General features: G+C 64.8%; 17 protein-coding genes. All 17 read left to right on the top strand.

The features are described 5' to 3' along the window. Positions 1–9 precede the first annotated feature (9 nt). A complete protein-coding gene (locus tag FFS37_RS16065) occupies positions 10–1,464 on the top strand; it encodes a UDP-N-acetylmuramoyl-L-alanyl-D-glutamate--2,6-diaminopimelate ligase (RefSeq protein ID WP_137931932.1) in 1,455 nt (484 codons plus the stop codon). Next, positions 1,461–2,912 carry a UDP-N-acetylmuramoylalanyl-D-glutamyl-2,6-diaminopimelate--D-alanyl-D-alanine ligase gene (locus FFS37_RS16060; RefSeq protein ID WP_137931931.1) on the top strand — a complete coding sequence of 484 codons (1,452 nt, stop codon included), beginning with the start codon at positions 1,461–1,463 and terminating at the stop codon, positions 2,910–2,912. The genes FFS37_RS16065 and FFS37_RS16060 overlap by 4 nt, the downstream gene beginning before the upstream one ends. Before the next feature lie 18 nt (positions 2,913–2,930). Beyond that, entirely contained in the window at positions 2,931–4,013 is a 1,083-nt protein-coding gene (gene mraY, locus FFS37_RS16055; protein WP_137931930.1) for a phospho-N-acetylmuramoyl-pentapeptide-transferase, read from the top strand. Between the two features lie 8 nt (positions 4,014–4,021). Beyond that, positions 4,022–5,422 carry a UDP-N-acetylmuramoyl-L-alanine--D-glutamate ligase gene (gene murD, locus FFS37_RS16050; RefSeq protein ID WP_137931929.1) on the top strand — a complete coding sequence of 467 codons (1,401 nt, stop codon included), beginning with the start codon at positions 4,022–4,024 and terminating at the stop codon, positions 5,420–5,422. Then, positions 5,422–6,573 (top strand): putative lipid II flippase FtsW, encoded by a 1,152-nt coding sequence (gene ftsW, locus FFS37_RS16045; RefSeq protein ID WP_137931928.1) that lies wholly within the window; start codon positions 5,422–5,424, stop codon positions 6,571–6,573. Before murD ends, ftsW begins: the two co-directional genes overlap by 1 nt. Before the next feature lies 1 nt (position 6,574). Further along, on the top strand, positions 6,575–7,702 hold the full coding sequence (gene murG / locus FFS37_RS16040) for an undecaprenyldiphospho-muramoylpentapeptide beta-N-acetylglucosaminyltransferase (protein ID WP_137931927.1): 1,128 nt from the start codon (positions 6,575–6,577) through the stop codon (positions 7,700–7,702). Then, positions 7,699–9,099, top strand: coding sequence for a UDP-N-acetylmuramate--L-alanine ligase (murC, locus tag FFS37_RS16035; protein ID WP_137931926.1), 1,401 nt, complete (start codon positions 7,699–7,701; stop codon positions 9,097–9,099). The genes murG and murC overlap by 4 nt, the downstream gene beginning before the upstream one ends. Continuing rightward, positions 9,096–10,061 (top strand): UDP-N-acetylmuramate dehydrogenase, encoded by a 966-nt coding sequence (murB, locus tag FFS37_RS16030; RefSeq protein ID WP_137931925.1) that lies wholly within the window; start codon positions 9,096–9,098, stop codon positions 10,059–10,061. Before murC ends, murB begins: the two co-directional genes overlap by 4 nt. Positions 10,062–10,351: 290 nt before the next feature. After that, a complete protein-coding gene (locus FFS37_RS16025; RefSeq protein ID WP_137931924.1) occupies positions 10,352–11,278 on the top strand; it encodes a D-alanine--D-alanine ligase in 927 nt (308 codons plus the stop codon). After that, a complete protein-coding gene (locus FFS37_RS16020; RefSeq protein ID WP_137931923.1) occupies positions 11,266–12,204 on the top strand; it encodes a cell division protein FtsQ/DivIB in 939 nt (312 codons plus the stop codon). The genes FFS37_RS16025 and FFS37_RS16020 overlap by 13 nt, the downstream gene beginning before the upstream one ends. Next, complete coding sequence (gene ftsA, locus FFS37_RS16015) at positions 12,201–13,508, top strand: cell division protein FtsA (RefSeq protein ID WP_137931922.1); 1,308 nt, start codon at positions 12,201–12,203, stop codon at positions 13,506–13,508. The genes FFS37_RS16020 and ftsA overlap by 4 nt, the downstream gene beginning before the upstream one ends. A 67-nt stretch (positions 13,509–13,575) precedes the next feature. Continuing rightward, positions 13,576–15,267: a cell division protein FtsZ gene (gene ftsZ, locus FFS37_RS16010; RefSeq protein WP_137931921.1), complete on the top strand. Its 1,692-nt coding sequence runs from the start codon at positions 13,576–13,578 to the stop codon at positions 15,265–15,267. Positions 15,268–15,546: 279 nt separating this feature from the next. After that, complete coding sequence (gene lpxC, locus FFS37_RS16005; protein ID WP_137931920.1) at positions 15,547–16,512, top strand: UDP-3-O-acyl-N-acetylglucosamine deacetylase; 966 nt, start codon at positions 15,547–15,549, stop codon at positions 16,510–16,512. Between the two features lie 262 nt (positions 16,513–16,774). Next, complete coding sequence (locus tag FFS37_RS16000; RefSeq protein ID WP_137931919.1) at positions 16,775–17,647, top strand: outer membrane protein assembly factor BamD; 873 nt, start codon at positions 16,775–16,777, stop codon at positions 17,645–17,647. Positions 17,648–17,872: 225 nt separating this feature from the next. Beyond that, positions 17,873–19,546 carry a DNA repair protein RecN gene (gene recN, locus FFS37_RS15995; RefSeq protein WP_137931918.1) on the top strand — a complete coding sequence of 558 codons (1,674 nt, stop codon included), beginning with the start codon at positions 17,873–17,875 and terminating at the stop codon, positions 19,544–19,546. A 106-nt stretch (positions 19,547–19,652) separates the two neighbouring features. Continuing rightward, on the top strand, positions 19,653–21,857 hold the full coding sequence (gene ligA / locus FFS37_RS15990; protein ID WP_137931917.1) for an NAD-dependent DNA ligase LigA: 2,205 nt from the start codon (positions 19,653–19,655) through the stop codon (positions 21,855–21,857). Further along, entirely contained in the window at positions 21,854–22,549 is a 696-nt protein-coding gene (locus FFS37_RS15985) for a DUF2461 domain-containing protein (protein ID WP_137931916.1), read from the top strand. Before ligA ends, FFS37_RS15985 begins: the two co-directional genes overlap by 4 nt. Positions 22,550–22,705 lie beyond the last annotated feature (156 nt).

Genomic DNA, 22,705 nt, shown 5'->3' with positions numbered 1-22,705 from the left:
CGGAACTCGATGAAGCTCAAAGATCTAGCCGGTGTCCTGCCAGTCGAAGGAACAGCTTCCGCCGATCTGGAGGTAACCGGCGTCTCGTCGGATTCCCGCCAGGTAAGACCCGGCGTCGTCTTCTTCGCGCTGGCCGGAACCAAGGCCGATGGCGTCGCCTATGCCGCGGATGCGGCCCGGCGCGGCGCGGCGGCGATCGTGACAGGCAAGGGCAGCGCCGTTGCCGGGCTGCCGGTGCCGGTGCTGGCGGTCGATGACCCCCGTCTGGCTCTGGCGCTCGCGGCGGCCCGTTATTTCGGCAAGCAGCCGGGGACCATGGTCGCCGTTACCGGCACCAGCGGCAAGACCTCGGTCGCCGCCTTCACCAGGCAGATCTGGGAGCAGGCGGGCTATGCCGCCGCGTCGATCGGCACCACCGGCGTGGTGGCGCCCGGTCGCAACGAGTATGGTTCGCTGACGACGCCCGATCCGGTCGCCTTGCACCAGTTGCTGCGGGAACTGGCCGATGCCGGCGTTACCCATGCCTCGATGGAGGCCTCCAGCCATGGTCTCGACCAGCGCCGCCTCGATGGTGTGAGGCTTTCCGCCGGTGGTTTCACCAATCTCGGCCGCGACCACATGGATTATCACCCAACCGTCGAGGACTATCATCGCGCGAAGCTGCGCCTGTTCGACACGCTGCTGCCCAAGGGCGCGCCGGCCGTGATCTTCGCGGACGATCCCTGGTCGGAGCCGACGATCACGGCGGCGAAGGCCGCCGGGCTCGATGTGCTGACGGTCGGCCGGCATGGCGGCTTCCTCACCCTGAAGCGGGTAGAGCATGAGCGTCATCGGCAGCGCGCCGAGGTCGAGGCCGATGGCGCGCTTTACGAGATCGACCTGCCGCTGGCCGGCGATTTCCAGATTTCGAATGCGCTCGTTTCCGCCGGGCTCGCCATTTCCACCGGAACCCCCGTCGCCAAAGCCTTGATGGCGCTCGAAAAGCTGAAGGGCGCGCCTGGCCGCCTCGACCTGGTGGGCACCACCGCAGCCGGCGCGCCGGTCTATGTCGACTACGCCCACAAGCCCGATGCGTTGGAAAACGTGCTGGCCTCGGTCCGCCCCTTCACCACCGGCCGCGTCATGGTCGTCTTCGGCTGCGGCGGCGACCGCGACCGCGGCAAAAGGCCCATCATGGGCGAGATCGCGACCCGTCTTGCCGATGTCGTCATCGTCACCGACGACAATCCCCGCTCCGAAGTACCCGAGACCATCCGCGCAGCCATCATGGCCGCCGCACCCGGCGCCATCGAGATCGGCGACCGGCGCAAGGCGATCCACGAGGCCGTCGGCATGCTTCATGCCGGCGACACGCTGATCGTCGCCGGCAAGGGCCATGAAGAAGGCCAGACGATCGGCGGCGAGACGCTGCATTTTTCCGATCACGAGGAAGTCCGAGCCGCGCTCGGCCAGCGTGCCGCATGAGCTTGCTGTGGACCTCGCAAGAACTGGTTGCCGCCATGGACGGCCGGCCCCTTGGGCCGATGCCCGAGGGCATTTCGGGCATTTCGATCGACAGCCGCAGCTTGCAGCCGGGTGACGCCTTTTTCGCCATCAAGGGCGAGGCGATGGATGGCCACGACTTCGTCACGGCGGCCATCAAGGCAGGCGCGGGCGTGCTGGTGGTGGCGGAAGGCAAGCTGCCGTCGCTCGGCCGGCTGACGGCGCCGATCGTGGTCGTCGAGGATGTGCTTGCCGCATTGGAAAAACTTGGTGTCGCGGCGCGTGCCCGCTCGTCGGCCAGGATCATCGCGGTGACCGGTTCGGCCGGCAAGACCACGACCAAGGAAGCCCTGCGCCACGTTCTGTCGGCGGTCGGCAAGGTGCACGCCTCGGCGCAATCCTTCAACAATCATTGGGGCGTGCCGCTGACGCTGGCACGCATGCCCGCCGATTGCGACTATGCGGTGTTCGAGATCGGCATGAACCACCCCGACGAGATCAGGCCGCTGGTGAAGATGGTGCGGCCGCATGTCGCCATCGTCACCATGATCGCGGCGGCGCATCTCGGCTTCTTCCGCAACCTCGACGAGATCGCCAAGGCCAAGGCCGAGATTTTCGAAGGTCTGGAGCCCGGGGGCGCGGCCGTCCTCAACCGCGACGATGCGCGTTTCAAGCTTCTCGAAAAGATGGCGCGCGCCTCCGGCGTCGAGCATGTCTACGGCTTCGGCGAGAACGCGCGCTCGACCTTCAAGCTCACCAAGTGCGAATTGCATGCCGACCATTCCGACATCGCCGCCAGGATCGATGGCCACGACATGATCGCCCGCATCGGCGCGCCGGGGCGGCATATGGTGCAGAACGTGCTGGCGGTGCTGGGCGCGGCGCATCTTGTTGGCGCCGACCTCGGCAAGGTGGCGCTGGCGCTGGTCGACCTGTCGGCGGAGCGGGGCCGCGGAAAGCGCCATGTGCTGCGTCATCCCGGTGGCTCGAGCCAGCCCGCAGGTCCGATCACGCTGATCGACGAGAGCTACAATGCCAATCCGGCCTCGATGGCCGCCGCGATGGCGTTGCTCAATGCCACGCCGGTGGCGGGCGAGGGGCGGCGGATCGCCGTGCTCGGCGACATGCTGGAACTTGGCGACCACTCGGCCAAGCTGCATGCGGCACTTGCCGAACTGATTGTCGGCACCGGCACCGGGACGGTCTTTCTCGGCGGCCCGGAAATGCGGTCGCTGGCGCAGGCGCTGCCGCAAGACATCAAGACGGAATACCGCGCCGGCGCCGAGGAACTGAAGCCGGTGCTGCTTGCGGCGCTGAAGCCCGGCGACGTGGTGATGATCAAATCGTCGAAGGGCATCGGCTTTGCAAAGCTGGTCGATGCGCTGCTGGGCAAGTTCCCGGCTGAAGCGACAACCAGCAACCAGACCTAGTCGGGGGACGAAAATAGCATGTTCACACTGCTGGTCGATTTCGCGGACAAGATCTCGGTCTTCAATGTCTTCCGCTACATCACGTTCCGTACCGGCGGGGCGCTGATCACCTCGGCGCTGATCGTTTTCATCTTCGGCCCGACCATCATCAACTCGCTGCGGCTGAGGCAAGGCAAGGGCCAGCCGATCCGCGCCGACGGGCCGCAGACGCATTTCAAGAAGGCCGGCACGCCGACCATGGGCGGGCTGATGATCCTGTCCGGCATCATCGGCTCGTCGCTTCTATGGGCCAACCTGTCCAGCATCTATGTCTGGGTGGTGCTGCTGGTGACGCTGGGCTTCGGCTCGATCGGCTTCTACGACGACTATCTGAAGGTCACGAAGCAGTCGCATCTGGGCTTTTCCGGCAAGGCGCGGCTGGGACTTGAATTCATCATCGCCGGCATCGCCGCCTGGACGATCATGCACAATGGCCAGGCGCCGTTCTCGTCGTCGCTGACATTCCCCTTCGCCAAGGAATTCCTCATCAATCTCGGCTGGTTCTTCATTCCGTTCTCCTGTTTCGTCATCGTCGGCGCGGGCAATGCGGTGAACCTGACAGACGGTCTCGACGGATTGGCGATCGTGCCGATCATGATCGCGGCGGCTTCCTTCGGCGTCATCGCCTATCTCTCCGGCAACGCGGTGTTCGCCGAATATCTGCAGATCCATTTCGTGCCCGGCACCGGTGAACTGGCGGTCGTGCTGGGCGCCGTCATCGGCGCCGGCCTCGGCTTCCTCTGGTTCAACGCGCCGCCGGCCGCGATCTTCATGGGCGACACCGGGTCGCTCGCCATGGGCGGCCTGATCGGCACCGTCGCGGTGGCGACCAAGCACGAGATCGTGCTGGTCATCGTCGGCGGCCTGTTCGTGGTCGAGATCCTGTCGGTCATCATCCAGGTCGGCTATTTCAAGATGACCGGCAAGCGCGTGTTCCTGATGGCGCCCATCCACCATCACTTCGAAAAGCTCGGCTGGACCGAAAGCCAGGTGGTGATCCGCTTCTGGATCATCGCGGTCATCCTGGCGCTGGTCGGCCTTTCAACCCTCAAGCTGAGATAGGCAACGCCGTGATCCCCGCCGCATCCTTCGCAGGCAAGCGCGTTTCGCTCTTCGGGCTCGGCGGCTCGGGCATTGCGACGGCGCGCGCGCTGATCGAGGGTGGGGCTGAGGTGCTGGCCTGGGACGACAATCCCGACAGTGTCGCCAAGGCAACCGCCACCGGGATCGCCACGGGCGATCTGCGCGGCGCCGACTGGGCCGGTTTCTCCGCCTTCGTTCTCTCGCCCGGCGTGCCGCTCACGCATCCCAAGCCGCACTGGACGGTGGAACTGGCGCGTGGCGCCGGTGTCGAGATCATCGGCGACATCGAACTGTTCTGCCGCGAGCGGACGCAGAGCGCCCTGGAGGCGCCGTTCATCGCCATCACCGGCACCAACGGCAAGTCGACGACGACCGCGCTGACCGCGCATATTCTTCAGGCTTCCGGCCGCGACACCCAGATGGGCGGCAATATCGGCCGCGCGGTGATGACGCTCGATCCGCCGAAACCGGACCGGCACTACGTGGTCGAATGCTCGTCCTACCAGATCGACCTAGCGCCCTCGATCAACCCGACGGCCGGCATCCTGCTCAACCTGACGCCGGACCATCTCGATCGTCACGGCACCATGCAGCACTATGCCTCGATCAAGGAACGGCTGGTGGCCGGCAGCGAGACGGCGATCATCGGCATCGACGATTCCTGGTGCGCGCAGATCGCCGAGCGGCTGGAGCGGGCGGGGCGCCAGGTCGTGCGCATCTCCAAACGCCTGCCGCTGACCGACGGCTATTTCGCCGATGGCACCAACCTGATGGAAGCCGTGCACGGCCGCTACAGCCGCGTGGCCTTCCTGGAAGGCATCGGCTCGCTGCGTGGCCAGCATAATGCGCAGAACGCGCTGGCGGCGGTCGCCGCCTGCCTCAAGGTCGGACTTGAACTCGGTGAAATCCAGTCGGGACTGGAGAGCTTCCCCGGGCTCGCGCATCGCATGGAGCAGGTTGGCCGCAAGGACCATGTGCTGTTCATCAACGATTCCAAGGCCACCAATGCCGATGCGGCGGCGCCCGCCCTGTCCAGCTTCAACCGCATCTACTGGATTGCCGGCGGCCTGCCCAAGGAGGGCGGCATCGAGCCACTGCGCGGCTTCTTCCCGCGCATCGCCAAGGCCTATCTGATCGGCGAGGCCGCGCCCGCCTTCTCGGCGACGCTAGGTGAGGCGGTGCCTTATGAAATATCGGGCACGCTGGCCGCGGCGGTCGAGCATGCGGCGCATGACGCGGCCCAGGACGACAGCGGCGAGGTGGCTGTGCTGTTGTCCCCCGCCTGCGCCAGTTTCGACCAGTTCAAGAACTTCGAAGTCCGTGGCGAAGCCTTCAGGCAAGCTGCGAACGCTATAGATGGCGTCAAACCCATCGGAGGGGCACGATAATGCAGAGCCGTCTCGATAAAAGTCCGGTCGCCACCTGGTGGTGGACGATCGATCGCTGGTTCCTGGCGGCGTTCCTGTCGCTGATGGGGCTGGGCATCATCCTGTCCTTCGCCGCCAGCCCGGCGGTGGCCGAACGCATCGGCCTCGACAGTTTCCACTTCGCCACGAGGCAGATCGTCTTCACGGTGCCGGCGCTGGGCGTGATGCTCTTGGTCTCTTTCCTCGATTCCAGGCAGATCCGGCGCATGTCGCTGATCATGCTGTGCCTCATGCTGGTGCTGATGGTTGCCGTTCTCTATGTCGGCGTAGAGGTGAAGGGCGCGAGACGCTGGGTTTCGCTCGCAGGCCTGTCGATCCAGCCGTCCGAATTCCTGAAGCCTGCCTTCGTCATCATGTGCGCCTGGCTGTTCGCCGAGCACAAGCGCCAGCCCGACATTCCGGGCAACCTCTTCGCCATGCTGCTCCTGGCGCTCGTCGTTTCGCTGCTGGTGGCGCAGCCAGACCTTGGGCAGACGATGCTGACGACCGGCACCTGGGGCATCATGTTTTTCATGGCGGGGCTGCCGTGGCTCTGGATCGTCGTGCTGGGTGCGGCAGGCGTCGGCGGCGTCTTTGCCGCCTATACGGTGTTTCCGCACGTTGCGCTGCGCATCGACAAGTTCCTCACGGGTGAGGGCGACACGTTCCAGGTCGACATGGGACGCGACGCGCTGATCAATGGCGGCTGGTTCGGCGTCGGGCCGGGCGAGGGCACCGTCAAGCGGGTCATCCCGGACAGCCATGCCGACTTCGTCTTCTCGGTCGCCGGCGAGGAGTTCGGCCTGATCATGTGCTTCTTCATCATGTCGATCTTCGCCTTCATCGTGCTGCGTGGCCTCAACACGGCGCTGAAGGAGCACGACGACTTCACCCGCTACGCGGTCGGCGGCCTTGTCACGGTGTTCGGCCTGCAGGCCGTCATCAACATGTGCGTCAACCTGCAACTGGTGCCGGCCAAGGGCATGACGCTGCCTTTCATCTCCTATGGCGGCTCCTCGCAGATCGCGATCGCCATCTCCATGGGCATGGTGCTGGCGCTGACGCGCAAGCGGCCGGAGAAGCGCAAGCAGATGGGGTTTGCGCTGCCGCAGCGCGCTCTGCCGGCGGAGTGACATGGCAAGAGGCGTCATCCTTCTGTGCGCTGGCGGAACCGGCGGGCATCTGTTTCCGGCCGAAGCGCTGGCCCATGAGCTGATCGGGCGCGGCTGGGCGGTGCATCTGGCGACCGACGACCGTGCCGAGCGCTTTGCCGGCAACTTTCCGGCGGCCGCCATCCATCCCATCCAGTCGGCGACGATGGGGTCGAAAAATCCCTTAGCCGTGCTTGGCGCCTTCTGGAAGATCTGGCGTGGTGTTCGCCAGGCTTCCGCGATCATCGCCAGGATCAAGCCGGAGGCGGTGGTCGGTTTTGGCGGCTATCCGACCTTGCCGCCGCTTTATGCGGCGACGCGGCGCAGAGTGCCGACGCTGATCCACGAGCAGAACGCGGTGATGGGGCGCGCCAACAGGGCGCTCGCCGGCCGCGTCAATGCCATTGCCGGCGGTTTTCTGCCACAGGATGGGAGTGCCGCCGGCGCCAAGACGGTAACGACGGGCAATCCGGTCAGGCCCGCGGTGCTGGAAGCGGCTAAAACGCCTTATACGCCATCGGCCGCGGGCCAGCCGTTCCGCCTGCTGGTCTTCGGTGGCAGCCAGGGCGCCCAGTTCTTTTCCGATGCCATGCCGCAGGCGATCGCCTTGCTTTCCGATGCTCAGCGCAGACGCCTCGTTATCACGCAGCAGGCTCGCGCCGATGACGTGGCGCGGGTGAAGGAAGCCTATGCGGCGCTCGGCGTTGGCGTCGAGGTTTCGCCCTTCTTCAACGACATGGCGGCGCGCATGGCGGCGGCGCAACTGGTCATCTCGCGTTCCGGCGCCTCGACGGTGTCGGAGATCGCGGTCATCGGACGGCCGGCGCTGCTGGTGCCTTATCCCTATGCGCTCGACCATGACCAGGCGGCGAACGCGGCCGCCCTTGCCGCTGCCGGCGGCGGCGAAGTGCACCCGCAGTCGACGCTTTCGCCGGAGCGCATCGCGGCTTTGATCGGCGCGCTGATGGACCAGCCAGACCGGCTCGCCACGATGGCGGCCGGGGCAAGGTCGGTCGGCAGGCCCGACGCGGCACGGTTGCTCGCCGACCTCACAGAGGCTATTGCGTCCCGCAAAACACTGTCGGATTTCAGGAAGGGGACGCACGCATGAAGATGCCGCAGACCATCGGGCTCGTGCATTTCATCGGCATTGGCGGCATCGGCATGAGCGGCATCGCCGAGGTGCTGCACAATCTCGGCTACAAGGTGCAGGGGTCGGACCAGGCCGACAGCGCCAATGTGCAGCGGCTGCGCGACAAGGGCATCGAATGCTTCGTCGGCCACAAGGCCGAAAATCTCGGCGAAGCCGAGGTCATCGTCGTGTCGACGGCGATCAAGAAGTCCAATCCTGAATTGAAAGCCGCGCGGGAGAAATTGCTGCCCATCGTTCGCCGCGCCGAGATGCTGGCTGAACTGATGCGCTTCCGCCAGGCTGTCGCCATCGGCGGCACGCATGGCAAGACGACGACGACCTCGATGGTGGCCACCCTGCTCGAAGCCGGCGGGCTCGATCCGACGGTGATCAATGGCGGCATCATCAACGCCTATGGCACCAATGCCCGCATGGGCGACGGCGAATGGATGGTGGTCGAGGCCGACGAAAGCGACGGCACATTCCTGAAACTGCCCGCCGACATCGCCGTCGTCACCAATATCGATCCCGAACACCTCGATCACTATGGCAGTTTCGACAAGGTGCGCGAGGCATTCCGCCAGTTCGTCGAGAACGTGCCGTTCTACGGTTTCGGCGTGATGTGCACCGACCATCCGGAGGTGCAGGCGCTGGTCGGGCGCATCGAGGACCGCCGCGTCATCACCTATGGCGAGAACGCGCAGGCCGATGTTCGCTTCATGAACCATCGTATGGCCGGCGCCACGTCGGAGTTCGACGTCGTGATCCGCGACCGCAAGACCGGCGGCCAGAAGACGATAGCGGGTCTGCGCCTGCCGATGCCGGGCCGCCACAACGTCTCCAACGCCACAGCCGCGATCGCCGTCGCGCATGAACTTGGCCTCTCGGCGGAGGCGATCAAGAAGGGCCTGTCGTCCTTCGCAGGCGTCAAGCGCCGCTTCACCCACACGGGCTCATGGAACGGCGTCGAGGTGTTCGACGACTACGGCCATCATCCGGTCGAGATATCGGCGGTGCTGAAGGCGGCGCGCAGCGCCACCAGCGGGCGCGTCATCGCCATTGCCCAGCCGCACCGTTTCACCCGGCTGCATGACCTGTTCAACGAATTCTCCGCCTGCTTCAACGACGCCGACACGGTGATGGTCGCTCCGGTCTATGCAGCCGGCGAAGAGCCGATCGAGGGCGTGACCTCGGACGCGCTGGTGTCGCGTATCCGAGCCGGCGGTCACCGCGACGCGCGCTATATCGAAGGCCCTGCGGGCATCGCGCCAGTCATCCGCGACATTGCCAAGCCCGGCGATTTCGTCGTCTTCCTTGGCGCCGGCAACATCACCCAATGGGCCTATGCCTTGCCCAAGGAGCTTGCCGCCTCATGATGCACGGCCAGGCCCTGATCGACAGACTTGGCGATCGGCTCGCGGGCCTGCGCGGGCGCATCACGCCGAATGCGGAGATGGACAAGATCACCTGGTTTCGCGCCGGCGGGCTCGCCGAGGCGCTGTTCCAGCCTGCGGACGAGGAGGATCTCGCCGCGTTCCTGCGGGCGGTTCCCGAAGAAGTCCCGCTGACGATTGTCGGCGTCGGCTCGAACCTTTTGGTCCGGGACGGCGGCATTCCAGGCTTTGTCGTCAGGCTTTCGGCCAAGGGTTTCGGCGAGGCCGAGGCGATCTCACCGGTCAGGATCAGGGCCGGTGCCGCGACCCCCGACAAGCGCGTGGCGGCCCTGGCGCTTGAGGCCGGCATTGGCGGCTTCCATTTCTATCATGGGATTCCCGGCGCCATCGGCGGAGCGCTCAGGATGAATGCCGGCGCCAATGGCGTTGAGACGCGCGAACGCGTCGTCGAGGTGCGTGCGCTCGACCGCAAGGGCAACCTCCAGACCTTGAGCAATGCCGAGATGGGTTATGCCTATCGCCATTCGGCGGCCCCGGCCGGACTGATCTTCACCTCCGCCGTTTTCGAGGGCTTTGCGGAGGACAAGGCCACGATCAAGGCGGCGATGGATGCGGTGCAGAACCACCGCGAGACGGTGCAGCCGATCCGCGAGAAGACCGGCGGCTCGACCTTCAAGAATCCCGAGGGTACCTCGGCTTGGAAGGAGATCGACAAAGCAGGATGCCGCGGCCTGATGATCGGCGGTGCGCAGATGTCGCCGATGCACTGCAACTTCATGATCAACACCGGTACCGCGACGGGCTACGACCTCGAATATCTCGGCGAGACGGTGCGGGCGCGGGTGCTCGAACATTCCGGCATCCGGCTGCACTGGGAGATCAAGCGCATCGGCAATTTCCGGGCAGGGCACGCCGTGCAGGAGTTTCTCGGGCAGCTCCTCTAGTTCACGTAATGGGTGAACTTCAACGCGTTGCCAAAACGCTCAAAACCGTTGCTCTAGAGACTCAGGGGCGCGGTTTTCGCATCCATTTTCTCACAAAGTGAATCTCTCGGAATCATAAGCACTTGCCAGTGAATCAACTCTCTGATTCTCTGCACTTAAAGCGTTTCCTGATTTGAGTCGTTCGACGCGTTACCCGCGTTTTCCGTCTGGGGGGGCAACCTGCCGGGAGACTCGGACTCAATGTTGCGGAAAACTGGTTCTTGGTCCGCCATGAGAGGGGATGACGGGGAATGAAAAGCAAGCATGTGGCCGTCCTGCTGGGAGGTTTCTCGTCCGAGCGGCCCGTGTCCCTGTCTTCCGGAAAGGCCTGCGCCGATGCGCTGGAGAAGGAGGGTTACCAGGTCACCCGTGTCGATGTCGGTCGCGACGTCGGCTCTGTGCTCGCCGGGCTCAAGCCCGATGTCGCCTTCAACGCGCTGCATGGCCCCTTCGGTGAGGACGGCACCATCCAGGGCATCCTCGAATATCTCGGTATTGCATACACGCATTCCGGCGTGCTCGCCTCGGCGCTGGCCATGAACAAGGAGCAGGCGAAGAAGGTCGTCAAATCGGTCGGCGTTCCCGTTGCCGAATCGAAAGTCGCCAATCGCTTCGCCATCCAGAACAAGCATCCGATGAAGCCGCCCTATGTGATCAAGCCGGTCAATGAGGGGTCGAGCTTCGGCGTCGTCATCGTGTCGGAGGGGCAGTCGCATCCGCCGCAGGTGGTCGGGTCGTCCGAGTGGAAATATGGCGATACCGTCATGGTCGAGCGCTACATCCATGGGCGCGAGCTGACCTGCGCCGTGATGGGCGATGTGGCGCTCGGCGTCTGCGAGATCATCCCGACGGGCCATTCCTTCTACGATTACGATTCAAAATATGTTGCGGGCGGATCAAAACACGAATGCCCCGCAAAAGTTTCACCGAATATTTACCAAAAAATACAGACACTGGCGCTCAAGGCTCACCAAGCTGTCGGCTGTCGGGGCGTTTCCCGGTCGGACTTCCGTTATGACGATCGTCACTCCGAAAATGGCGAGGTTGTATGGCTCGAGGTCAACACCCAGCCGGGCATGACGCCGACGTCTCTGGTGCCTGAAATCGCTGCCCAGGCCGGGCATTCGTTTGGTGAACTGTTGAGTTGGATGGTGGAGGACGCTTCGTGTCTGCGTTGAAATGGGGACAGGGCAAGGAGGGCGCGGCAGGGCCGTCGCTGTTCGGCCTGCCGCTGTCATCGAGCCATTTCGTGCTGCCGCGCGTGCTTCGCCGCCCGGTGCGCATCCTGGCGCGCCTGGGCGACGGCGAGTTTCAGGCGCCACGATTCTCCGCGGCGATCATGTCGGCGGTGCTGCTTGCCTCGAGCGGCGCCTATGGCGCTTATGTCGGGGGCCACGCCGACGGCATCATCCAGAGCATCACCGCCCGCACCGGCTTTGCCGTCGATCAGGTCAAGGTGGTTGGCAACCATCAGACCTCCGAGATCGATATCCTTGACAGGCTCGAACTCGACGGCTGGACCTCGCTGATCGGTTTCAATGCGGAAGCGGCGCGCGAGCGGATCGCAGGTCTGCCATGGGTCGAAGTCGCCGCGGTGCGCAAGGTCTATCCGCATACGCTGGAAGTGCGCGTCGAGGAACGTGAGGCCTTCGCGCTCTGGCAACAGGGCTCCGACCTTTCCGTCATCGAAAAAGACGGAGCGGTCATCGCGCCGTTCTCGGGCGGCAAGCAAGTGCTGCTGCCGCTGCTGATCGGCGCCGGCGCGCCGGCCAAGGCGCCGGATTTCCTGGCCAAGATCGAGAAGTATCCGGAACTCGCCAGCCGCATCAAAGGCTATATCCGTATCGGCGAACGGCGCTGGGACCTGAAGCTGGACAATGGCGTTACCGTCAAGCTTCCCGAAGACGGCGAGGACCAGGCGCTCGCCGAACTGGTCAAGGTGGACCACGACAAAGGGCTCCTGTCGCGCGACATCGCGGCCGTCGACATGCGTCTCACCGACCGGCTGGTCGTGCAGCTGACGCCCGAAGCGGCGACACAGCGCGAGGCCGCCCTCAACGAGAAGCCCAAAACCCTCAAGCGCAAGCCGGAGACGAAGATATGAGCTGGCTTGGCGGTTCAGGCGATGCCTCGTCGCGCCGGTCCGGCACCCTGACGGTGCTGGATGTCGGTTCGAACAAGGTCTGCTGCATGGTGGCCAAGCTGAAGCCGAACGAAGACGGCAAGCTGCTGCGCGGCCGTTCGCACCGCATCCAGGTGATCGGCATCGGCCATCAGAAATCGCAAGGCGTGAAGTCGGGCGTTGTCGTCGATCTCGACCGCGCCGAGCATGCCATCCGCCTGTCCGTCGACGCCGCCGAGCGCATGGCCGGGCTGACGGTCGATTCGCTGATCGTCAACATGACCGCGGGCCGGCTGAAGAGCGAAGCCTTCTCGGCGACCATCAATCTTGGCGGCCACGAGGCGGACGAAGCCGACATCAGGCGCGTGCTGGGCGCCGGCGCCAAGCAGGCGCTCAAGGCCGAGCGCGAGGTGATCCATTCGCTGCCCGTGGGCTTCTCGCTCGATGCCGAACGCGGCGTGCGTGACCCTCGCGGCATGGTGGGCGACGCGCTTGGCGTCGACATGCATGTGCTGACCGGCGACGCCGCGCCCATGCGCAATCTCGAACTCTCCATCAACCGGTCGCATCTGTCGGTCGAGCGCATGGTGGCGACGCCCTATGCGAGCGGGCTTGCCGCACTTGTCGATGACGAACTGGAACTGGGCGCCGCCTGCATCGACATGGGTGGCGGCACGACGACGATCTCGGTGTTTTCGGAAGGCAAGTTCGTCCATGGCGACGCCATCGCCATCGGCGGCAACCATGTCACGCTCGACATGGCCAAGGGGCTTTCGACCTCGCTCGACGCCGCCGAGCGGCTGAAGGTCATGCATGGCTCGGCGCTGCCGGGCAGTGCCGATGACCGCGACCTGGTCTCGATCCAGCCGATCGGCGACGACGGCGACGTACCGCTGCAGATTCCGCGCTCGGTGATGACGCGCATCGTGCGCGCCCGCATCGACGAGACGCTCGAACTGTTGCGCGACCGGCTGAACAAGTCCGGCTACGGCAATGCGGTCGGCAAGCGGGTCGTGCTCACCGGCGGCGCCAGCCAGCTGGCGGGCCTGCCGGAGGCGGCGCGCCGCATCCTGGGGCGCAATGTGCGCATCGGCCGTCCGCTCGGCGTCGCGGGCCTGCCCGAAGCGGCGAAGGGTCCGGCCTTCTCGGCCGCCGTCGGGCTTCTGATCTATCCGCAGATGGCGAGCTTCGAGAGCCATCCGGCGAAAGGCATTTCCGGTCTCAGGATGACCGGAACGGGTGGAAAACTGCATCGCATGAGTCAGTGGTTGAGAGACAGTTTCTAATTGACGGGGACAGCCCCATAGGCGGCCGCGGCGGCGAAGCGGCGTGAAAGGCAAAAGGACGGAGACAATGACCATCAATCTGCAGAAGCCGGACATCACCGAGCTTAAGCCGCGCATCACCGTGTTCGGTGTCGGCGGCGGCGGCGGCAATGCCGTCAACAACATGATCACCGCCGGCCTGCGCGGTGTCGAGTTCGTGGTGGCCAACACCGACGCGCAGGCGTTGACCATGTCGAAGGCCGACCGGCTGATCCAGCTCGGCGCCCACGTCACAGAAGGCCTCGGCGCCGGCTCGCAGCCGGAAGTCGGCCGCGCCGCCGCGGAAGAGTGCATCGACGAGATCATCGACCACCTGTCCAACACCCATATGTGCTTCGTCACCGCCGGAATGGGCGGCGGCACCGGCACGGGTGCTGCCCCGGTCGTTGCCCGCGCGGCGCGCGAAAAGGGCATCCTGACCGTCGGCGTCGTCACCAAGCCGTTCCATTTCGAAGGCCAGCGCCGCATGAAGACGGCCGATATGGGCATCGAGGAACTGCAGAAGTGCGTCGACACGCTGATCGTCATCCCCAACCAGAACCTGTTCCGGCTGGCCAATGACAAGACCACCTTCGCCGATGCCTTCGCCATGGCCGACCAGGTGCTCTATTCCGGCGTCGCCTGCATAACCGACCTGATGGTCAAGGAAGGCCTGATCAATCTCGACTTCGCCGACGTCCGTTCGGTGATGCGCGAGATGGGCAAGGCCATGATGGGCACCGGCGAGGCTTCGGGCGAAGGCCGCGCGATGGCGGCGGCCGAGGCCGCGATCGCCAACCCGCTGCTCGACGAAACCTCGATGAAGGGCGCCAAGGGCCTGCTGATCTCGATCACCGGCGGCCGCGACCTGACCCTGTTCGAAGTCGACGAAGCCGCGACCCGCATCCGCGAGGAAGTCGACCAGGACGCCAACATCATCCTCGGCGCGACCTTTGACGAGGAGCTCGAAGGCGTCATCCGGGTTTCGGTGGTCGCCACCGGCATCGACAAGTCGGCGGCTGAAATCGCCGCCGCGCCGATCTCGATCCGTGCCGTGCCGCCGCAGCAGAAGCCGGTCGCTCGCCCGGCCGTCGCCGCCGTGGAAACGCGCCCGGCGCCTGTCCAGCAGGCCGCTTACGAACCGCGCGCCGTGGATCCGGTCGCCGAGGCGATCCAGCTTGCCGAGGCAAACGCCGCGGCAATGGCCCAGGCGCGTCCGGCTCCGGTTGCCCATGCGGACGATTTCCGCCCGCAGAGCAAGATCTTCCAGGCGCCTCCGGCTCAGCCGCAGCCGATGCCCCAGCCTGTCGTCCAGCAGATGATGCAGCCGGCACCGCAGCCGCGCGAAATGCTGCGCGAGGTCCAGCAGCCGGTGGCGATGGCGCCGCAGCGCATGCCGCGCGTCGAGGACTTCCCGCCGGTCGTCAAGGCCGAGGTGGACGCCAAGAGCCGCCCGGCCGACCATGAGAACAGCGGACCGATGGGCCTGCTGAAGCGCCTGACCAATGGCCTGACCCGCCGCGAGGAAGAGCCCGCCCGGCTGCAGCCCGCGCAGCCGCGCGAGCCCAAGCTGCGTCAGGCCGCACCGGAAGTGCGCCGCCTCGCCAGCCAGGACGCCCAGCTCTACGCGCCGCGCCGTGGCCAGTTGGACGATCAGGGCCGCCTGACCCCGCAGGTCAGGTCGACTCAGGACGATGATCAGCTGGAAATTCCGGCGTTCCTGCGCCGCCAGGCCAACTGAGCCTTTAACGGACTGTAATAATTGTTAACAGGCAGGCAAGGGATTGCCTGCCTGTTGACGTTTAAAGTGGTTTATAATCAATTGGTTAGGAGGCCGTACGCGTCCCAGTTAGCGGTTACACAGAGAAAGAAACCGTGATTTGGAGTCTCCGCGCCGGGACATTATCTTCGCTGCCTACCATCGTCGGTCTGCCGGGATTTCGGGGAAGTGGCCCTGCCTGCCGATTTCAAAAGAGCCGCGCCCTCGGGCTGGAGAAGCGGTCCTAGGCATATCGGGCTTATGGGGTTTGTCTTGCACGACTACCAGACGACAGTGAAGACGCGCGCGTCGCTTACCGGCACCGGCGTTCACAGCGGCAAAGAAGTTTCCATCAATTTCCTGCCTGCCGACGCCGATACCGGCATCGTCTTCCAGTTGGTCAATCGCGAAGGGCCTGATGGCGAAGGGCAGGGCCGTGAGTTCCGCGCCCTGTTCTCAGAAATCGGCGCCACCGATCTGTGCACCATGCTCGGCGACCCTTCAGGCGAGCACATCGCCACGGTCGAACACATCATGGCCGCCCTGTTCGGCCTTGGCATCGACAATGTCGTCATCGAGATCGACGGACATGAGGTTCCGATCCTCGACGGCAGCGCCATGGCCTTCGTGGAAGCCATCGACCATGCCGGCATCGAGACGTTGCAGGTCAAGCGCCGCTACATCAGGGTCGTCAAGCCAGTCCGCATCGAGAACGGCGCTTCCTGGGCTGAGTTTCGGCCCTATGACGGCACCCGCTTCGAGGTCGAGATCGATTTCGAAAGCCCGGCGATCGGGCGCCAGTTCTTCGCGTCCGACATCAATGCCGACATTTTCCGCCGCGACATCGCGCGTGCCCGCACCTTTGGCTTCATGAAGGATGTCGAGCGTTTGTGGGCCGCCGGCTATGCGCTCGGCTCCTCGCTCGAAAATTCGCTTGTCATCGGCGACGACAACCGCGTCATCAACATGGGCGGCCTGCGCTACCCCAACGAGTTCGTGCGCCACAAGACGCTCGACGCCATGGGCGACCTGGCGCTGGCCGGAGCCCGCTTCATCGGCTGTTTCCGCTCCTATCGCGGTGGCCACCGGCTGAATGCCGCGGCGCTGCGGCGCCTGCTGTCGGACCGGACAGCCTTCGAGATCGTCGAGACGACACGCCGCGAGCGTGGCCGCGCGGCCGAGATGAGCGCCGTCAGCGCGCCGCTCTACGCGCCGTGGATGATCTGATTCTCTTCATCTTTTTTCGATAGTGTGACGGTGCGGGTGTTGCATGAATGCACCATCGGCCCGCGAAATCGTGTGGACGCCAGGCCTGTCGCCCACCGCCATAAAAATGCGCGATTGGCCGGAGATAGCGTTGCCCGGCAAGGCGGTTATGGTTTATGGCTGCTGCCGTCGATTAGTGCATGTCGCTCAAAAGTGGGGACCAGTTTTGGGACAACAGCATGCAAGAGGCATTAAAATAACGCCGAAAGGGCGCAATCCAATCATGTTCTTCAAGCGAGTCGGTCAATCGAAAGCGCCGCAGCGGTCAGCCCTCCTGGCGCTTTCGCTGGTTGTTCCATCGCTCTTCCTGTCGGCTTGCATGTCCTCGCCGGAGAAAGACATCAACCTGTCGACCTATGTCGACCAGACCGAGCCGGCCGACGTCCTCTACAATCAGGGCCTGGCCAACATGAATGCGGGACGCCTGGACGAGGCGAGCAAGAAATTCGACGCCGTCGACCGTCAGCACCCCTATTCGGAATGGGCCCGCAAATCGATGGTGATGGGCGCGTTCGCCGATTACCGGAAGGGCAGCTACGACGACGCGATCCAGTCGGCAAAGCGCTATCTCGCGCTTTATCCGTCCACCGATGATGCTCCCTATGCGCAGTACATCATCGGTCTCAGCTACTATCGCCAGATCAAGGATGTGACGCAGGACCAGAAGGAAGCGCGCCAGACCCTCCAGACGATGCAGGATCTGGTCACCCGCTGGCCGAATTCGGAATATGTCGACGACGCCAAGGAGAAGATGCGCTTTGCCAACGACCAGCTCGCCGGCAAGGAGATGCAGGTCGGCCGCTACTATCTGGAGCGGCGCGAATACATTGCCGCCGTCAAGCGCTTCCGCACCGTGGTGGAGAACTACTCCAACACGCGCCATGTCGAGGAGGCGCTTGCCCGGCTCACCGAAAGCTACTACGCGATGGGGCTGACCTCGGAGGCCCAGACGGCCGCCGCGGTGCTTGGCACAAACTATCCCGACAGCCCGTGGTACAAGGATTCCTACAAGCTCCTGCAGAGCAATGGCCTCGCGCCGCGTGAAAATGCCGGATCGTGGATTTCCAAGGCAGGCAAGCTGATTACCGGCGCCTGACCGCCCGGAATGTCGGATCGAAGCGTGCGTAACGCTTTTTCGGATTGATCCGATGCAGAAACAAAAAGATAGTGCGGCGCTGCGACTCCGATCGGTCGCATGCCGCTCCACGATGGGGCAGTGGCTGATAGGGTCGCTGAACCGTCCTCGCTTTTTGTTCTATGCAGTTCCATATGGAAAAACGCCGCGCACCCTTTCCTGGAATTGCCTGAGGTCCGGGTTCTGATGCTTTCCAGACTGTCGATCCGCGATATCGTCCTGATCGAGAAGCTGGACATCGACTTCCAGCCTGGCCTTTCCGTGCTGACCGGCGAAACCGGCGCTGGCAAGTCGATCCTGCTCGATGCCCTGTCTCTGGCGCTTGGTTCGCGCGGCGACGCCTCGCTGGTGCGGCATGGGGCGACGCAAGGCCAGGTGATCGCGGTGTTCGACGTGCCGCGCAACCATCCGGTGCGCGCGCTGCTTGCCGAAAACGCCATCGAGGACGATGGCGACGTCATCCTGCGTCGCGTGCAGACGGCGGATGGCCGCACCCGCGTGTTCGTCAACGACCAGCCGTCCAGCGTGACGCTGATGCGCGATGTCGGGCATGCGCTGGTCGAGATCCATGGCCAGCACGACGAGCGCGCGCTGGTCGATCCCGGTGCGCACCGCGACGTGCTCGATGCTTTCGGCGGCCATCTTGGCGCCGTTCGCTCGACGGGCGAGGCGTGGCGCCACTGGCGCGCCTGCGAGCAGGAGCTGACGCGCCACCGCGCCAAGGTCGCGGCTGCCGCGCGCGAGGCCGACTATCTGCGCGCCGCCGTCGCCGAACTGACCAAGCTCGACCCGCAGCCCGGCGAGGAAACCGAACTTGCCGAACTGCGCGCCAATATGATGCGCGCCGAGAAGATCGCTTCCGAAATCCATGACGCGCAGGATGTGCTGTCGGGTCCGTCATCGCCTCTGCCGCAGTTGGCCAGCCTGTTGAGGCGCTTGCAGCGCAAGGCCGGCGAAGCGCCCGGCCTTCTGGACGATGTCGTCAAGTCGCTGGACGAGGCGATGCTGTCGCTCGATGCGGCGCAGTCCGGGGTCGAGGCGGCATTGCGCGCCACCGAATATGACCCGCAGCGGCTGGAGAAGGCCGAGGAGCGGCTGTTTTCGCTGCGCGCCGCCTCGCGCAAGCACAGCGTCGCCGTCGACGATCTGGCGCAATTGCGCGACACCATGTCGGCCGACCTTGCCGATCTCGATGCCGGCGAGGGGCGCTTGCATGGATTGGAGAAGCAGGCGGCCGCCGCGCGCGAGGCCTATGACATTGCCGCAGCGCAGCTGTCCTCGCTGCGCCACGCCGCCGCCGCCGGCCTCACCAAGGCGGTCATGGCCGAGCTGCCGGCGCTCAAGCTCGAGCGCGCGGCCTTCATCGTGGAGATGAAGAGCGACGCTGAAAACCGCATGGAAGAGGGCATCGATCAGATCGAGTTCTGGGTACGCACCAACCCCGGCACGCGGCCCGGGCCGATGATGAAGGTGGCTTCTGGCGGCGAGCTGTCGCGCTTCCTTCTGGCGCTGAAGGTGGCGCTGGCCGACCGTGGCTCGGCGCCGACGCTGGTCTTCGACGAGATCGACACCGGGGTGGGTGGCGCCGTTGCCGACGCCATCGGTCAGAGGCTGGCGCGGCTGTCGAAGCGCGTGCAGGTGCTTTCGGTCACCCACGCCCCGCAGGTCGCGGCGCGCGCGGCGACGCATTTCCTGATCTCGAAGTCTGGCAGTGCCGACCGTGTGGCGACCGGAATTGCCGAGATGGACAGGCCGGCGCGACAGGAAGAGATCGCGCGCATGCTGGCCGGCGCCACCATCACCGACGAGGCGCGCGCCGCCGCCGAGCGGCTGCTGCGCGAGAACACGAACGCCGCCTAGCCAGCGTCAGGGAGCGAGTCAGGATATGGCTCCATCCTGCTGTTCAGGAATGATTTTCCCAAAATCCTGATCTATTGTGACCCACCATTGTCCGGGGAAGAGAAGCATGGCCGAGAAACCTGTCGATTCGCTCAGCGAGAGCGAGGCCGCGGATGAGCTGAAGCAACTGGCGGCCGAGATCGCGGAACACGACCGCCGCTATCACACCGAAGACGCGCCAACGATCACGGACGCGGAATACGATGCGCTGCGACGGCGCAATCTCGCCATCGAAGAGCGCTTTCCCGGCCTGGTGCGTGAGGATTCGCCGTCGCTGCGCGTCGGGGCCGCGCCGGCGGAAGGTTTTGCCAAGGTGCGCCATGCCGTGCCGATGCTTAGCCTCGCCAAGGCTTATACCGATGAGGACGTTACCGATTTCATCGAACGCGGCCGGCGTTTCTTCGACCGCGACAAGGATCTCGACATTGCTTTCACCGCCGAACCGAAGATCGACGGCCTGTCGGCTTCGCTGCGCTATGAGAAGGGCGTGTTCGTACAAGGGGCGACACGCGGCGACGGTGCTGTCGGCGAGGACATTACGGCCAACCTCAGGACCATCGCCGATATTCCCGCCAAGCTGAAAGGTTCGGGCTGGCCGGAGACGATCGAAATCCGTGGCGAGGTCTATATGACCTATGCCGAGTTCGAGGCACTGAAGGCGCGTTCCGCGGCGGTCGGTGGCCAGGATTATGTCAATCCGCGCAACACGGCCGCCGGCTCGCTGCGCCAGAAGGATCCGTCCGTCACCGCCAGCCGCAACCTCAGATTTTTCGCCTATGCCTGGGGTTACACGACGGCGGACCCCGCGCCGACGCAGTATGAAGCGGTGCAGAAGTTCGGCGAGTGGGGGTTCGAGATCAGCCCGCTGATGGTGCGGGCGAAATCGGTCGAGGACCTGATCGCACAGTATCATCATATCGAGGAACTGCGCTCGTCGCTGGGCTACGATATCGATGGCGTTGTCTACAAGGTCGATCAGCTGGAGTTGCAGCGCCGCTGGGGTTTCGTCACCGGGGAGCCGCGCTGGGCGGTCGCCCACAAATTCCCGGCCGAACAGGCGATGACGACGGTGGAGAAGATCGACATCCAGGTCGGACGGACCGGCACGCTGGCGCCCGTCGCGCGGCTGGCGCCGGTCACCGTCGGCGGTGTCGTGGTCGAGAATGTCACGCTCCACAATGAGGACTACATCAAGGGCTTCGACAGCAACGGCCTGCCGATCCGCGACGGCATCGATGTGCGCATCGGCGATACGGTGGTGATCCAGCGGGCGGGCGATGTCATTCCGCAGATCGTCAGCGTCGTCATCGACAAGCGGCCGGGCAATGCGGTGCCGTACGACTTTCCGCATACCTGTCCGGTCTGCGGCTCGCCGGCGACGCGCGAGGTCAACGAGAAGACCGGCAAGGAGGATTCGCGGCGCCGCTGCACCGGCGAGCTGATCTGCGCCGCGCAGGCCGTGGAAAGGCTGCGTCACTTCGTGTCGCGCGGCGCCCTGGACATTGAGGGGCTGGGTGCCGAAAACATCGACCTGTTCTTCAATTCGGGACTGGTCAAGACCGCCGCCGACATCTTCACGCTCAGGGATCGCCGCCCCGCCGTCACCAAGGCGCTGGCGGAGCGGCGCGAGGAGCAGGCCAGGCAGCGCGAGGCGACGTCCGGCAAGACGCGCAAGAATGTGCGCGGCGTCGAGGATCGCAACTATGAAGGCCTCGACAAGCTGTTTGCCGCGATCGATGCGCGCCGCGAGCCGGAGCTCGACCGCTTCATCTTCGCGCTTGGCATCCGCCACATCGGCGAAACCACGGCAGCGGTGCTGGCACGCACATTCTCGACCATCGAGGAGGTGATCCGGGTCGGCAAGGAGACGGCCGCCGCCGAAGACCCGCACACGGTCTTTCCCTCGATCAACGGCATCGGCGACACGGTGATCGATGCACTGCGCGACTTCTTCGGCAATGAGCGCAACGACGACGTGCTCGGCAGGCTGCTCGAGGAGGTCAGGCCGAAACCGTACATCGTCACCGTCTCGGCGGACAGCGAGGTGGCCGGCAAGACGATCGTCTTCACCGGTACGCTGGAGAAGATGACCCGCTCGGAGGCCAAGGCGATGGCCGAGCGTCTGGGCGCCAAGGTGGCCGGCTCGGTTTCGGCCAAGACCGATCTGCTGGTGGCCGGACCCGGCGCAGGCTCCAAGCTCAAGCTTGCCGGCGAACTCGGCGTCGAGGTGATCGACGAGGACACCTGGCTGCAACGGGTCGGCAAAGCGTGAGCGACGGCACGTTCAAAGGCTTCGGCCCGAAAGCCCTCCCGTTCCTGAAGGCGCTCGACTTCCATCAGAGCCGCGAATGGTTCCTGGAGAACCGCGATCTTTACGAGACCGAGTTGCGCGATCCGCTCGGCGATCTCGTCGACGCGCTCACGCAGCGGTTTGGCGAGGCTGGGCTCGGTCTGCGGGGTGATCGCAAGAAGTCGCTGTTCCGCATCAACCGCGACGTGCGCTTCGCCAGGGATAAGCGCCCCTACAACAGGCATGTCTCGGCGATCCTGTCGCCTGATGGCAGCAAGGCCGTGCAGGGCGTGTTCTACGTCCATATCGGGCTGGAGGGCTGCTTTGCCGGCGTCGCCTGGTGGCAGCCGGAGGCAGCGCTGCTGTTGTCGATGCGTCGCGCCATCGAGACGTGGCCGGACAGGTTTCGTGCGATGGTGAAGGCGTTGAAGAAGAATGGCCTCGAGCTCGATGCCGAAGGCGCCATGAAGCGCACGCCGCGCGGCTTCGAACAGGTGACGGACAAGGATCTTGTCGCCGCCATCCGCAACCGGCATTTCGTTGTTCGGCATGCGATCGATCCAGCCGGAATCCACGGTCCGGAACTGGTCGACGAACTCGTTGGTTTTACCGCGCGTGCCAGGCCGCTGCTCGACTGGGGCAGGGCGATCGAGGGCAAAACGGTGGCCGCCTAGTGTGTTGCAAATCGTTGTTAGTTAACGCTGAAACTACGAGGCCACTATGATTTTGGGTCGGTACATAGTTTTGGTGGCAACACTATTTGGCCTCGCCGGCTGCTATGCTGGCGAAACATTTGACAGCGTTGAGTTGCGCCGGGACGCAGATGGCAT

The organism is Mesorhizobium comanense, assembly GCF_005503535.1.
Taxonomy (GTDB): domain Bacteria; phylum Pseudomonadota; class Alphaproteobacteria; order Rhizobiales; family Rhizobiaceae; genus Mesorhizobium; species Mesorhizobium comanense.
Note: the sequence above shows the minus strand (reverse complement) of the source record. Positions and strands in the feature narration are given on the sequence as shown.

Excerpts from the sequence above, each read along its gene's own strand:
- FFS37_RS16065 (WP_137931932.1), top strand. The coding sequence starts at position 10 with ATGAAGCTCAAAGATCTAGCCGGTGTCCTGCCAGTCGAAGGAACAGCT.
- FFS37_RS16060 (WP_137931931.1), top strand. The coding sequence starts at position 1,461 with ATGAGCTTGCTGTGGACCTCGCAAGAACTGGTTGCCGCCATGGACGGC.
- mraY (WP_137931930.1), top strand. The coding sequence starts at position 2,931 with ATGTTCACACTGCTGGTCGATTTCGCGGACAAGATCTCGGTCTTCAAT.
- ftsW (WP_137931928.1), top strand. The coding sequence starts at position 5,422 with ATGCAGAGCCGTCTCGATAAAAGTCCGGTCGCCACCTGGTGGTGGACG.
- murG (WP_137931927.1), top strand. The coding sequence starts at position 6,575 with ATGGCAAGAGGCGTCATCCTTCTGTGCGCTGGCGGAACCGGCGGGCAT.
- murC (WP_137931926.1), top strand. The coding sequence starts at position 7,699 with ATGAAGATGCCGCAGACCATCGGGCTCGTGCATTTCATCGGCATTGGC.
- murB (WP_137931925.1), top strand. The coding sequence starts at position 9,096 with ATGATGCACGGCCAGGCCCTGATCGACAGACTTGGCGATCGGCTCGCG.
- FFS37_RS16025 (WP_137931924.1), top strand. The coding sequence starts at position 10,352 with ATGAAAAGCAAGCATGTGGCCGTCCTGCTGGGAGGTTTCTCGTCCGAG.
- ftsA (WP_137931922.1), top strand. The coding sequence starts at position 12,201 with ATGAGCTGGCTTGGCGGTTCAGGCGATGCCTCGTCGCGCCGGTCCGGC.
- ftsZ (WP_137931921.1), top strand. The coding sequence starts at position 13,576 with ATGACCATCAATCTGCAGAAGCCGGACATCACCGAGCTTAAGCCGCGC.
- lpxC (WP_137931920.1), top strand. The coding sequence starts at position 15,547 with ATGGGGTTTGTCTTGCACGACTACCAGACGACAGTGAAGACGCGCGCG.
- FFS37_RS16000 (WP_137931919.1), top strand. The coding sequence starts at position 16,775 with ATGTTCTTCAAGCGAGTCGGTCAATCGAAAGCGCCGCAGCGGTCAGCC.
- recN (WP_137931918.1), top strand. The coding sequence starts at position 17,873 with ATGCTTTCCAGACTGTCGATCCGCGATATCGTCCTGATCGAGAAGCTG.
- ligA (WP_137931917.1), top strand. The coding sequence starts at position 19,653 with ATGGCCGAGAAACCTGTCGATTCGCTCAGCGAGAGCGAGGCCGCGGAT.